This window comes from Ralstonia pickettii (assembly GCF_030582395.1).
In the GTDB taxonomy this organism is placed as follows: Bacteria; Pseudomonadota; Gammaproteobacteria; order Burkholderiales; family Burkholderiaceae; genus Ralstonia; species Ralstonia pickettii_D.
Map to the genome: position 1 here is coordinate 671,984 of NZ_CP104381.1, position 13,152 is coordinate 685,135.

13 protein-coding genes and 1 pseudogene are annotated in these 13,152 nt (G+C 56.3%); 11 read left to right on the forward strand and 3 right to left on the reverse strand.

What is annotated here, in order from left to right:
- The first annotated feature begins 89 nt into the window (after window positions 1-89).
- A complete protein-coding gene (locus N5B55_RS03120; RefSeq protein ID WP_304539115.1) occupies window positions 90-287 on the forward strand; it encodes a hypothetical protein in 198 nt (65 codons plus the stop codon).
- Window positions 288-291: 4 nt separating this feature from the next.
- Here the strand turns inward: N5B55_RS03120 and N5B55_RS03125 are convergent, their stop codons facing one another.
- Window positions 292-1,161, reverse strand: coding sequence for a DUF695 domain-containing protein (locus N5B55_RS03125; RefSeq protein WP_304539116.1), 870 nt, complete (start codon window positions 1,159-1,161; stop codon window positions 292-294).
- 66 nt (window positions 1,162-1,227) lie between these two features.
- The gene (locus N5B55_RS03130) at window positions 1,228-1,623 is read right to left on the reverse strand and encodes a helix-turn-helix domain-containing protein (protein WP_304539117.1); all 396 of its coding nucleotides are present in this window, start codon (window positions 1,621-1,623) and stop codon (window positions 1,228-1,230) included.
- Between the two features lie 166 nt (window positions 1,624-1,789).
- On the opposite strand from N5B55_RS03130, the gene N5B55_RS03135 reads away from it, so the two are divergent.
- From N5B55_RS03135 to N5B55_RS03170, 8 genes and pseudogenes are all read left to right on the forward strand, one after another.
- Window positions 1,790-2,359, forward strand: a complete 570-nt coding sequence (locus N5B55_RS03135; protein ID WP_304539118.1) for a hypothetical protein — start codon at window positions 1,790-1,792, stop codon at window positions 2,357-2,359.
- An 80-nt stretch (window positions 2,360-2,439) separates the two neighbouring features.
- Window positions 2,440-3,783, forward strand: coding sequence for an FG-GAP repeat domain-containing protein (locus N5B55_RS03140; protein WP_304539119.1), 1,344 nt, complete (start codon window positions 2,440-2,442; stop codon window positions 3,781-3,783).
- Window positions 3,784-3,822: 39 nt separating this feature from the next.
- Window positions 3,823-4,524 (forward strand): hypothetical protein, encoded by a 702-nt coding sequence (locus tag N5B55_RS03145; protein WP_304539120.1) that lies wholly within the window; start codon window positions 3,823-3,825, stop codon window positions 4,522-4,524.
- A 25-nt stretch (window positions 4,525-4,549) separates the two neighbouring features.
- Window positions 4,550-5,041 (forward strand): annotated as a pseudogene (locus N5B55_RS03150) (SIR2 family NAD-dependent protein deacylase); the annotation flags it as partial.
- A 627-nt stretch (window positions 5,042-5,668) separates the two neighbouring features.
- Entirely contained in the window at window positions 5,669-8,836 is a 3,168-nt protein-coding gene (locus N5B55_RS03155) for a plasmid replication protein, CyRepA1 family (RefSeq protein ID WP_304539121.1), read from the forward strand.
- Between the two features lie 539 nt (window positions 8,837-9,375).
- Entirely contained in the window at window positions 9,376-9,690 is a 315-nt protein-coding gene (locus N5B55_RS03160) for a hypothetical protein (protein ID WP_369812424.1), read from the forward strand.
- Between the two features lie 238 nt (window positions 9,691-9,928).
- Window positions 9,929-10,081 carry a hypothetical protein gene (locus N5B55_RS03165; RefSeq protein ID WP_304539122.1) on the forward strand — a complete coding sequence of 51 codons (153 nt, stop codon included), beginning with the start codon at window positions 9,929-9,931 and terminating at the stop codon, window positions 10,079-10,081.
- 24 nt (window positions 10,082-10,105) lie between these two features.
- Window positions 10,106-10,507, forward strand: a complete 402-nt coding sequence (locus tag N5B55_RS03170) for a hypothetical protein (protein ID WP_304539123.1) — start codon at window positions 10,106-10,108, stop codon at window positions 10,505-10,507.
- 235 nt (window positions 10,508-10,742) lie between these two features.
- On the opposite strand, the gene N5B55_RS03175 is transcribed toward N5B55_RS03170, so the two are convergent.
- Complete coding sequence (locus N5B55_RS03175; RefSeq protein WP_304539124.1) at window positions 10,743-11,030, reverse strand: H-NS histone family protein; 288 nt, start codon at window positions 11,028-11,030, stop codon at window positions 10,743-10,745.
- Window positions 11,031-11,285: 255 nt separating this feature from the next.
- On the opposite strand from N5B55_RS03175, the gene N5B55_RS03180 reads away from it, so the two are divergent.
- Complete coding sequence (locus N5B55_RS03180) at window positions 11,286-12,023, forward strand: hypothetical protein (RefSeq protein ID WP_304539125.1); 738 nt, start codon at window positions 11,286-11,288, stop codon at window positions 12,021-12,023.
- 167 nt (window positions 12,024-12,190) lie between these two features.
- On the forward strand, window positions 12,191-13,021 hold the full coding sequence (locus N5B55_RS03185; RefSeq protein WP_304539126.1) for a hypothetical protein: 831 nt from the start codon (window positions 12,191-12,193) through the stop codon (window positions 13,019-13,021).
- Window positions 13,022-13,152 lie beyond the last annotated feature (131 nt).

The following is a 13,152-nucleotide window of genomic DNA, read 5'->3' on the forward strand; positions in this document are numbered from 1 at the left end:
TTCTTTGCGAGACTGGCTTGTGCTTGCTTTTAGTCGTTGTCTGACGTGAGTGGATTGTTGATGGTTGGCGCATAACCCCAGCCAACGACATGTCGCAGACCCTCACCCAAGAGCAGGAAAATTTTCTCGCTGATGTTGTCGCCGAGCAGTTCGGCAAGACCTTGGACTTCGTACGATTCGCGGATGCCTTGGCGATGATCTGCGAGGACATTGCGGGATTTGAGGGCGGGCCTAACGCTGGCATAGTGCAGCGGATTTGGGGTGTGTACCAGCGGTTGCGGCGGTAGGGACTTAGCGCTTACGCTCGACGCTCGTTTCCCAGCCATCGTAGTCACCCCCGAGCGCCCGAGCCTTACGATTGATGCTGATGGTGTGGTGCGTGATGTCCTCAAGCTCCATAGTTCCATCATGGGTGAAGCGCACTCCGACCTTGCTCTTGTCGGCAGTCGGCGCGACAGAGCTGACCTTGTAGGCGTTTGCGTTGGCCCAGTTCGCGAACTGCTGAGCCTCTCTTTGCTTTGGGAAGTAGGCCCAGTGCGTTACGTGTCGGCTCACTGTACCGATGTCTCCTTGTTGCCTGAGGGAGTCCAGAACGCGCATGTCACCGATGACCTGTTGGTCGTCTGCGGTGGGATAAAGGTACTTCCAATATCCTTCCTTGGCAGGATCGCGCCGGTAGACATTCTGAAGCTTGTATGACGCCTGAGCGGCCACTGATGTCACGATGTCCTGAGCCCTCTTCTCCGGGAATGCGACGTAGAAGTAGAACTCCCGATGGCCGTCCACCGTGATACGGCCAACCTGGATGCCGCCATTTGCAGCGACAGCAGCCTCCAACAAGTCCTCGACTCTGTTGAGTTCTGGGGATTCTTCTGCGGGTGGCCAGCCTTTCGGGGTTGGGTGCTTGAACTCCAGGCGAACTCGGAACAAGGACGACCGAGCATCCTTTGCTGCTATCTGCGAATAGCTCTTGTTGTAGCTGATGAGTGCAGGATGCTCCCCCCTTTGGGAAGGAAACACCTCCCAGGCGTCGGTGTCCCGAGCGGCGGGGGTGGATATCGCCGCACCACTCGTGCGTTGCAACGGCAGCTTCTCCGTAGCAGCCTGAGAGGCAGACGCCAAACAGCCGAGGGTAAGGGTGAGGCTGGCTAACAGGCGCATTTGGCAACTGAGTTCGACGGGTGGGGCGGGATCATGGCGAAACCCGTGGCAGAGACGTCCTCGCCTCTACTTTACCCGCCGACGTTGAGTGTGTTTGGATCGAAGAAGCTCAGTGAACTGCTGCACAAAGTTAACCACGAGTGCTCGCTCGTCATCGTCCAAGCCCTTGAGCGCATCAGACACCGCCGCGCTTTGATCATCAATGTGTCGCGAACCGCGCCGCAATAGCGCATCCACTGTGCAGTCCAGCGCATCGCTCAACTGCTGAAGGCGATACAGCGTTGGTACGCGGGTGCCACGTTCCCACCGGGAGACCGCTTCCTGTTCAAGATCAATCAGTTCCGCCAGCCTAGCCTGCGTAAGACCGAGTGCGCGCCTCCGTTCAGAAATGGCTGCTCCCACGCGGGCCGCAAGGGCTGCGTCCTGGGTGTCTTCGATTGAGGGGGGTGTGCGGATAGGCATAGGACACGATGGTGGTTCCTATTCCCGTTAGGATGAACATCCAATATGGAATGTTAAATTCCATATAGGTTGATTCTAGCGTGAGGTTCGAGTAAGATATCCGCGCGTCGACGGGGTGGACTACGCGGCCCATCCCAAACTCAAACCAAGAAGACAGGGGGTATCAATGTTCAAGGCACTTCAAGTGCTCGCTGGTCAGGCGGCAACAGCGGTCATCGCGGCCTCGGCATGCACTGCGGCAGTCGCCGCAACGCCGCTCGAAGGCATGGCGCCGCAGCTCGAACGGATGGCTTCGTGCGATGCGAGCGCGTTTCCGGGCAGCAAGAAGGACGAAGCGGCAGCAGCGAAGTTCGTGAAGGACCTGAAGGCTGCCGGCGTCCGGTCCCGCCACATTGGGGAACCGCCCGAAGATCAGACGATCTTCATGCTGCCGAGGCCGATCACCGTGTTCGGCCAGCCGGTCAGCAAGCTCGACAACTTCGCGCCGCCCTTCGTGGTCATTGAGTTCAACATGACGGCGGATGCGCTTGCCGCTGCGATCACCCGTTCCACCGGGCAGACGCTGAGCCGTGCGGGGCAGGGCTCCTATGAACTGGCAACCAAGCAGAAGCTTGCCTTCGCGGGCAAGAAGTACCCCTTCGAGCGCAACATCTACGTCCAGAGTCGCGGTGCCAAGAAATCGGCCTACATCTGCCGGTACGACGACACCGATCCGAACGCCCAAGGCGACGCCTGACACAAAGCGCATCGCTCCATTGATCTAGTGGGTGATGCGCCGGTTGAGCGGCGCGTCATCCTCCAACTCGATTTCAAGATATGAACAAGTTTCTTGTACTGCGCGCTGGCGCAGTCATGGCCGCGCTTGCCCTCTCGGCCTGTGGTGGTGGGGGTGACGGAACGCCCGCACCGACCGTCTCCCTCACATTCGATCAACCGAAGGTGGCGCTCGGTCAGAGCGCAAAGCTAACGTGGTCGGCGACCAATGCAACATCGTGCGTAGCGTCCGGCGCATGGTCCGGAACGCAAGCCACCTCGGGCACATCGACACAAGCCGCAACGACACCCGGCCAAGCCGCATTCACGTTGGCATGTACGGGTCCCGGTGGCACGGCAACGCAGTCGGCAACGATGATGGTGCCGCTGCCGGTTCAGAAGACTTCGTACTTGAACAAGGTGGCGGCTGCCAACGCACTCGGATCGCAACCGCTTCCCGCCGAAGTCGCACAGGGCAATGCCGTTGCGTTCGCTGACTTCTTCCAAGAGGGGGCGTATTCGATGGTCACGCACACCCTCGAATACAACCCGGGCGACCCGAGTACCCAGAACAAGTTCGGCCATATCCACTTCTGGAAAAGCATGAACGGCCAGTGGATCGACCACACCGCTGACATTCTGACCAACAACACTGGTTGCCTGCATCCACGTAAGGCAGTCGTCGCCGACTTCAACGGCGATGGCAAGCCCGATGTGTTCTTCGCCTGCCATGGGTATGACAGTGCTCCGTTCCCTGGGGAGCAGCCGCATTACCTGCTGAGCCAGGCTGATGGGACATATCAGAATGTGACGGCAACGACGAAGTGTTTCTGCCATAGCGCGTCCGCTGCCGATTTCAACGGCAATGGGTATGCAGATGTGGTCGTGGTAGACAACATCAAACACGGCAAGCCGTACTTCCTCATCAACGACAAGAGCGGCAACTTCACCGAAGACCTGACGCGCTTGCAGAACACGATTCCGACTGGTGCGCCGATCTTCACGGCAGAGCTAATCGATTTCGGCCGTAACCAACTCGACCTGTTCCTGGGCGGGGATGAACAGAACCCTTCGGGCGCAAGCTGGTATCCGACTGTAGTGCAGAACGACGGCACAGAACACTTCTCTACCACCAAGACGTTGGCGGGCGACGCGAATTTCACGAACACGCTGGATATTCTGTTCACGAACGGTCAGGTGTACCTGAACCGCGTCCATGAGACCGCTACGGGATCGTATGGCTTCAGCGAGATTCAGAAGGTCGATTTCAGCACCAACGCTGCGAGCCGGATCTACACGAACACCCCGAACTTCCCGAACGGTTCGTCCTGGCTGAACTGGATCATTCCGTACCAAGGCAAGATCATGAGCCTCGACTCGTCCGACGGCGTATCGGTGTCTCAGTAAGTTGTGCAACGAAAGGGCGGGAAACCGCCCTTCAATCCAATGACCGATAACCGCTCTTGGGACAACAATCCGATCCTCAGGCTATTGCGTTCGCTCCTGCTGATCTGGATCGTGGTCGGCATTCTGGCGCTGCCCTATTACTTCTTCCTCAAGGTCAAGGGCGCGACCGAGAGGCTCCCGTCCGCATGCTGTGATGACGAACGCAAGTTCTGGACGATGTACCGCAGCACCCACGCGGTCCTGATGTACGGGTCGCTCACCCTGATCCTGTGGTTCGTGCAGGTCTTTGTTTTCGACCTCTCGGACCGCAAGCAGACCTTCTACATCGCCGCTGCCATCAACGTGTTCGGGACGCTGCATGCGATGTTCATGGATCACGCGATCTGGAAGCAGTACGACTACCTGCGCCTGGTGCAAATCAACTGGATGTATGTGCTGGGAATCGCAACCATCGGGTACTGTCGCTATCGCATGTACGGCGGTTGCGGATATCAGTTCGCATGGCGACCGTCGCAACGGGAGTTGGATCGTAGGGAGCGTTTGCACCAGCAATACGAAGTGCCTTTTGAGGCCATGACGCGCAAGATGTTCGACTGCATGTACGCCAACCCATCTTCCGAACCGGAATTCAAGAACCTGCCGCCAGCAGAGCAGGCCCGCCGGATGGACGTTTGGCAAGCCGAGCTTGATGCCATCAAGGCAGAACGTTCCGCCATGCCGCGTGCTTCGCATTTCCTCTGAGTACGGAAAGGGACAGACCTTCCTCATGATCGAATCTAACCTGCGCACCGCTGCCCGCTGGATACGGGAAGCCCGGTCACTGATTGTCACGGCGGGTGCAGGTATGGGCGTGGATTCAGGCTTGCCCGATTTCCGTGGGCCAGAAGGGTTTTGGCGGGCCTATCCCGCACTGAGGCACGATGGCATCGGTTTCCATGACATCGCCACACCTGAAGCCTTTTGCACACGGCCTCAGCAGGCTTGGGGGTTCTACGGTCACAGACTGGCCCTGTACCGGAAGACCGTTCCCCATGCTGGATTTCACCTCCTGCGGGAGATTGCAGAGGCGATGCCGGAAGGCTATCGCGTCTTCACCAGCAACGTCGATGGTCAGTTCCAGCAAGCGGAGTTTGATCCGGCAAGCGTGCACGAGTGCCACGGGTCGATTCACATGCTGCAATGCCTGGACGACTGCAATGGGGAAGTGTGGTCAGCTTCCTACTTCGAACCCGTGGTCGATGAAAGGCATTGCCTGCTGACGAATGCACACCTTCCGGTCAGTCGCGGGAGTAGATCAACAGCTTCCCTCGCCCCAGCAGCCATGCCCAATGTGATGGGGGCTTGACATTTTCTCGGGCTGGGGGTTATGATTTTTTCATTGTTCGAGGAGAGCATGCGGCGACGCCCCGTGTAGACAGTCATGGGGAATATTTGTTCTTAGCAGGCAACGAGGTTACCGCGCGTTGTCTGGACCCTAGGGTCAGCTTAGCTAGCGGCTAAGCGCAGGAATGTACAGACCTCGGTCAAGATTTCTTTTGCTGATTTTCAGCAAAGGTAACTTGCCGATGGTACTGTCTGCTTCCGAACATGGAAGCCATCGGTTTAACCAAATTATTGGAAAAAACGATGGCTTTTTTCATTTGCCCTTCCCGCCAAGCAGTAATCTTCCTCCGCGTCGTCCGTGTTCCTGAGAAGGCTCAAGGAAAGTCCGCGTCTATTCATTCCGCCAAGTTGTACCGCTTGCATAGCGCCGGTTCAAGACTCGTTTCACTGCGTTATCCGCCTTAACGATGTCTGGACCAGCGCTGTACAGCTTAAAGATGTGCTGCTGCACAGCATCTGGTTCTCCCGTTTTTATTCGCATTATTTAAATCTGGAGAATCTAGTGAGCTATAAGATTTCTTTTAATACCGAACCCGGCGACGCCATAAGCATCAAGGTCGCTGTCAATAGCATCGTCAAAAACAAGCCGGGGGGCGACGACAAGGCCGCTTGGGTTTCGCTCGCCAAGGAGTTCGAAAACTGCGATCTCACCGTTACGGAGCTGATCGAAAGCATCCGTTCGGGCTACGCCTTCTGCGCTCAACACCGTAGTTCGCGTAAGTCCGCCAACTTCCAATGCATGCAGGTGCTGGCGGTTGATATCGATTCGGGTTCGACGGTGGATGCGGCGGTGCAATCGCCGTTCTTCCAGGAGTTTGGCTCCTTCATCTACACCACCGTCAGCCATCAGCCGGACGCTCACCGTTTCCGTATTGTTTTCGTGATGGAGGCTCCCATCACCGATGAAAAGCGCATGCGTGCCGCCTACACTGGACTTATCCGCAAGTTCGATGGGGATCGCGCCTGTACCGATGCTTGTCGCATGTTCTTCGGGGCCGAGGGCTGCGAAGTGCATTTTGTTGGCAAGACCTTGCCGATCGAACAAGTCGAACGCCTGATCGAGTTGGGCGAGGATGGCTCGGATGCCTCTTCGAACGGGAGGGCGGCGATGGCAGGCGGTCGCGTCACGAATCGCTCGTCCGACGCCTTGGACGAAGATCAGCTTGTCGTCACTGCAAACCAAAGCGTGGAATTTCTCTCGAGTCTCAAGAGCCTTACGCGCATCTTCTGCCCCAAGCACGAGGATAAGCATGCCAGTGCGATGGTCGTGACCTCCCGGCGTATGCAGAACGGGGTGCATTGCAGCGCCTGCGCTCGCACCTTCTGGCCTGCTTGGCACAAGCGCGAAGAACTGCTGTCGTTCGACTTCGGCGGGTTCGAAGACTTGCTGAGTGAACAGGCGCACGAAGAGCACCCGTTCGAATGGCTGGATGACGATGCGCCGGCAGAGTACTGGGAGATAACCAACGGGACGGGAATCTTTGAGCGCAATAGCCGGTATCTGGCGCCCAAGAAGAGCTCCAGCACCGCACCCGGCTCGCAAGCCATCTCCTTTACCGGGGATGCTGTGGCGTACTTGCGCAGCTTTCAGTCCGCCGCGAAGAACAAAGAAGCCGCTTCGGAGCAAGATGCGGGTGGATGGAGCACGAGCGTACCGGAGGATCACTGCGATGCAGGGGACATCATCGCTCCCGTTGCACGCGATGGCGTGACGTTCGTTCGCAGCCCCAAGGGGACCGGTAAGACGGAGTGGCTGGATCAGCTTGTCGCGCAGTTGAAGGCTGAGGGTTTGTCCGTGCTGCTCATCGGGCACCGCCAAGCTCTGCTTCAGTCGCTCGCGCATCGTCTCGGCCTACATTGCTACCTCGACAAGATCGAGGAGCACGAAGACCCTGATCTTGTGAAGCGCTACTACGCGGTGTGTCTGGACAGCTTGCAAAAGCTCAACCCGCAGCGGCACAAGTTCGATGTCGTCCTCATTGACGAAAGCGAGCAGGTGTATTCGCACATCACATCCAGCACCCTGAACGGAAAGCGCAATGCGTGCTTTCTGCTACTGCATCACTACGTGCGGCAAGCCAAGCGCGTGGTGTTGAGCGACGCGGACCTGGGCTGGTTGACGGTCAATATCACTGACATCCTCAGGGCAGGGAAGGGGCCGAGCTATGTCTACGTGAATCGTTACCGCAAGTCCGACGACCACACCCTACATATGTACTACAGCCGGGAAGACTTGATCGAACGTGTTTTCGCCGCTGTCACCGAAGGCGGGAAGCAATACATCGCCTGCAATTCGAAGGATGAGGCAAAAACCATAGCCGAGACCCTGCGCTTGCAGTTTGGATTGCAACGGCGCGTTCAGTTGATTACCTCGGAGAACTCCAGCACGCGGGAAATTCAGGGCTTCATCAAGTCGATCAGTAGCGCGGTCGCAGATTGTGATGTGCTGATCGTGTCGCCAGCATTGGGTACGGGCATCGATATTTCGGTCCAGGTGGAAGCCCACCAGTTCACGCATGTTTTCGGGTTCTTCGGCGTGGGGATTACTACCCACTTCGATATGGATCAGCAACTTGCCCGTGTTCGCAACATGAAGGACCAGCACGTGTGGGTGTCGCCGGCGTATCGCTTCTTCGAGTACGAAGTCGATGCGATCCGCAGCAGCCTACTTGCCAAAGGAGCTTTGCCCGAACTGCTCAAGGGTTACACCCCCGAGGGCGCACCCTCCTATGAGACGGATAGCAAGTTGCTCGACGTGTTCGCCGAAGTCTTGTCGATGCGTCACGCGTCTCTCAACAATGCGCGTAAGCACTTCATAGCCTTGAAGCAGTCCGAGGGCTGGAATGTCGTCGAAGCGTTGTCTTCCGGGGTGGATATGAAGCCGTTGCAAGAGCAACTCAAGCTCGCTCGCGGTATCGTCAAGAAGCAGGAGTTCGACGGCGTTGCCCATGCAAAGCGGATCAAGGCTGCTGAGTATAAGGAGCTTAAAGACAAGTTGGATGCATCGATCGATGAGCAAAGGCAGCTTCAGCGTTTCCGCATCTCTCAGTTCTATGGCGTCAAGGACGTCACCCCTGAACTCGTTTCGCTCGACGGCAACGGCCGGTATCGGGAATGCGTGCGGTTGTTCTCGTTCTTCACTGCGTCGAACACGCAGCGGTTGTGGTTTAACTATGCAGAGCAGGGCAAATTGACCGTCGATATGAAGGGGTACCGCCGCAAGTGCGATTTGCTGCAAAAGCTCTTCCACGTCGCCGGGGCGATTGATGAGTCTGGGGTTCTCAACACGATGGAACGTTTCGAGGGCGCGAAGCTGGACTCGTTTATCGCCGCCGTGAAGGAGGAGACCGTGAACATTGGCCTGGTGCTCGGCATCAGCGTGCGTGAGGATTTCGAATGGAAACCCATGTCGCAGTTGGGTGATCTGCTTCGGCTGATTGGTTTGAAGTTCGGCAAGCCCAAGGTGCGTTACGAGGATGGGAAGAAGAAGGTCTACACGTACGGCCTCGACCTTGATCGTCTTGATCAGCTCCAGTCGTACAGCGACCACTATCGCCGTGGCCTGAGGGAAGCGTACGGGGCGTGGAATATCGAATCGGGGGAATGGGATTTGATGATCAAGGACGGCAAGGACATCGTGGCAGTTGACCGCAACTCCGATGTCGCCTGAGATAACCCACCTCTATGAGCTATTGAATAGATAACTGATTTTTTGTATTTGATATACGGGCGTGTTATCTGCTCGCCGGGGGTTGGACCCCCCGGCTGTTCCCCAAGTCGAGCCTAGTTAAGCTGATGATCTGGCTCAGAAAACCCCGTAAAAACAAGGGGTTAGCGCGTGCTGATCGGGCGGTGACGTGAAAACTGTCATTGTTACCCCGTGATTCCCTGTCGGCGGCGCCGAGAAAGTGACTGATTGTGCCCCTGTTGTCTGCTCGGGAGGTTCGCCGGACAGTGGGGACTCCAATGACATGAGGAGTCCCGAACATGAGCAACGCCAAGGCAGTCGCAACCCCGAACGCTAAAGACGCCAACGCAGGGAAGGCAACGGGCGAGCCCGTGAAGCAAACGGGCGCGGTTGTTGTGCAGGCTGGCGCAGCACCGAAGCCGGAAGCCCCCAAGCCGGAGGCCGCGAAGCAGGAAGGGCAGACGGTGGAGGCGGCCAAGCCTGAAGTCCAGAAGCCGGAGGACAAGAAGCCCGACGCCAAGATGGACGAGCCGAACCCGGATGCCGAGTGGTTGCGCCAGGCTGCTGCGAAGGCTGAGAACGCCCAGAATGCGCAGGCGGTGAAGCCCGAGGCAGCAGCCAAACCGGAAGCAGGCAGGCAGGATGCGCCCTTGGTTGACGCCACGCCGACGAAGATGGTCGTGGCGACGGAAATCTACAAACGAATGGTCGGCGTGAAGGGTGTCACCCGCAAGGACATCATTCAGGCGTTCATCGAGGACGTGAAGCTGACCAAGGCGGGTGCGAGCACGTACTACCAGATGATTAAGAAGAAGGGCGCAACGCCCTCGAAATGATGACGCTGACGTGTCGTTCATGTGGCTCCTCCGGGGGGCCATTTTTTTTGGGGCGGGTAGGGTGCTTTCGGGCGTGCTCGTGGTGGAAATTGCGATTCCCGATGCCTGCCCTATAGTGTGATTCCATAACCGAGCAATACCGGGGGCGAGCATGGGGACGGCGGCGGAGCAACGGGCCGAGGAGCAGAGGGCCATCGAAGACGAACGCTTGGCATTCGAGCGCCGACACCGAGCCTTCATGACCGTGACCAGGCAATTCGCTCCGCACGGCAATGGCGAGCCAGCGGATGCCGATCTGCGTGAACTTGATGCGGCCGACGCCGATTGGAAAGCCAAGAACGCCGTGGTCGAGCGGATTGCCGAAGAAATCCGCACCGGACAGCGCCGCTAACTGAGTCCGGGGGGGGGGCAGCTCATGAAGAAGTGGTTCCTCTGCTGCGCAACCCTTGCCCTTCAAGGGTGCGCTGTCTACGATCTGTCGCTGATGCCACGTGGAGCGGGGCCGATAGCCCACGGCACGGCCAAGCAGATAGACAAGTCGGTATCCATCGCCCTGGATGGCGAAACATACGTCGGACACTACGTGTACGTGCAGGGCGGCTCATTCTCCCTGGGCACGGCCTTCGGCGGCGGGCAACCGGCTACCGGCAGCGCCATCGGTGTGAGCGCCGTTGGTAACGGCAACGTCCTCGCGCAATCCGCTGACGGCCAGCACAACCTGCGATGTGTGTTCAGCTTCAGTGGTTGGACGCAGCAGGGGACAGGCGTCTGCCTCAACGACAGCGGGGGTGCCTACGACATGCAGATCACGCGGTAAACAAAGGACGTGTGTGAGGTGTGCCCGGTGTACCCCCCAAGATCAACGCATGCAGGGTGCTCTTTGGGGCTCCAATTCGCATTGAGAGGGTTCACGGACGTTTCGACGCAGGCCGGTATCTCCGGTAGCGTTCGCGAGCACGTGTGGCGCTCCGCTCGCGTTCCACTGCGTTCGACGCCGTGAGGAAGCAAGGGAAAAGCCCGCCGAAGCGGGCTTTGTCGAACGTCTTTGGGGACTAGGCGATCAGGAAACGCTCATAGTTCTTGCCTGCGATCCACGTGGGTGCACGACCGCGACCCGTCCAAGTAGCGCCGGTCTTCGGGTCTTGGTATTTCGGCGCAACGGTGCGGCGAGCCTTCGCTTTGTTTTTGGACGACAGTCCAATGTCTTCTGCCGTCAGCCCGTAGTCGGCCACGATCTGTTTAACCTGAGCAATGACCTGCTCAAGCTCTTTGAGGCGGGCGCCCTCAAGCTGTTCTTCCAGCTTCTGCTTCTGAGCGAGTAGTTCTTTATAAGTAGCCATGGTTTCCCTGGGGTTTGCGGTACTGCAACGCGCAGCATATGCCAATAATCGGCTCAAGGATACGGTTATATGGCTTCTTCCGGCGCTATTTTTCTGATGGTTGGTAACGCAACCCGTGAAAAATCCCATCAGCGTGGTTGTTACTGGTCTGCTCGACTTCCCTGCGCGTGTGGGGTATTAAGTTCCGTATTTTTCATCCGTATAAGTTCCACACGTGTGATGTGAACGTGGTTGAAAAACCGTTGGAGGAATGAGTTGAGCGATTCAAGCGAAGGGGCTGTAAAGGGGCTTGGGGTATTTTCCACTCTTCAGGCTGCTACCGAGGTTCGATTTTTCCTGCTCTCATCGGCATTCGTGCTCTTGGTTGATAATGTATTTTTGAGCCTTCATCAGCCTGGGATATTTGAAATTGCCGGAAGCTATGATTTGATGGCAAAGTCAAATCTTGCTATTAAGATCATACTCATACTAGTGGGGTTTTCTTTCCTTACGTCAATAGCGTTGCCGTTGGTCGCGGCGTTTGTTGATGAGGTTTACATCGCCATGTTTGGGAGTGCCCAAGTTTCACTGGGCATGTATTTGAGGAGGTTGCTTGGTCGCGAGGACGATAGCTACAGGCGGCCGTTCAACAATGTGAGCCTCAATGAGCTTAGGGTAGAGGCTCATGCGACGAAGGAATCGTATTTCTTAGCCCTGTATGCAAGATATGAAGAGGAAATAAGTGATCATAGAGATAAGCTGACGAAGTTCGCTCTCTTTGCTTTCTATTGTTTATCCATGTTGTGCTGGAACTATTACTTGAGTTTTTCTCAGGGAAGTGCTATCTCTGTGGTGTTCGCGAGATACTTTGGATCGCCTTTGTACGTATGGGTGCCAATAGCTGGTTTGTTGTTCATGTTCCTCTATCGATTCTTTAGGACTGAGACTTACTACTGGGTCTATTGTCCATCTTTGTACGAGAAATTGACTGAGCAGAAGAATATGCGGGGATGATTTGAAGTGTGGCTCCAGTACTACCTAAATTGAATTACCGGGTATCTGCTTAGTCGGTATTGGATAATGCTGTCCATTGAAATGTTGATGTCATAAGCCGGTCTCCCTGCTATGCTGGGTTTTTCCGAAGACGTCGCATCAATGTAATTTGTGTGCGAGGGGGACGTATGCTGTCTGTAAAACTGTATGCTTGGACAACGCCGGCGTTTTTCCAAGATTCAATAGTTGACCATACGTGGGTGACCTCATACGACAACCGTGTTACCCCGTACCAGACAATTGATGATGTCATCGAGGCTTCGAGCAACTACTGGTATTCATGGGGTTCGTTTCACCCGGGTGGTACAGCGTCAATTGCTCAAGGGGCGGCGAACCTCAAAACAGCCCTCTACTTGTGCAAACCAAACAAGGATTCCCGAGAATTTCGGGATGCCCAGGGGACTATTTTCCTTTATGGGATTGATGGCGTGTGCCACCAACTCGCCAATCAGATTCTTTGGTCTACGGGCTCGGTGAATCAACAGCCTCAGACCGTTGAGCTCGCACGTGGATACCATGTAAGCCACGCGCTGTTTGGGCAATATGGGCTAAACGAAGATGCTTGGATCAAGCATAGAGATGGTGGGCCACAGCCAGTCACCATGGACTTGGCCTATAGTCACCCAAAGACAGAAGCTGACAGCTTTGAAGCTCATGCGCGCGCAGTGCTTGCCGGGAAGAGCAAGGAAGCGAAGCTCAAGAAGCTCTTAAAACGCCGTAAGGCGTATGTTGCAGCGACTGTCGAGGTGAGGTCAAAAAAAACGATCCCAACTGCCGAATCAATAAATTCTAGAGTGGACGAATTCCTGCAAGGCTGCCTGGAGATTTTGGGGCCAGAAGATTTTAAGAGGGTATTTCAGATCGATCCAAGGCATCGGATGAATTTGATAGATCCTATCGTCTATGACAACACAACGGCAGCGAAGTTTAAAAGCGTCAAGCGTTCAAACGTTACCTAGCGGAGACCACGGTCGTTCAGGCTAGTGCGTTATCGGAACTAGAAACCACCAAACTGGAAGGCAAGTCGAAGGTGTGACGGAAAATTTGGGTCACAAAAGAAGAAGACTCCTGCGCGGAGTCTTCTTCTTGA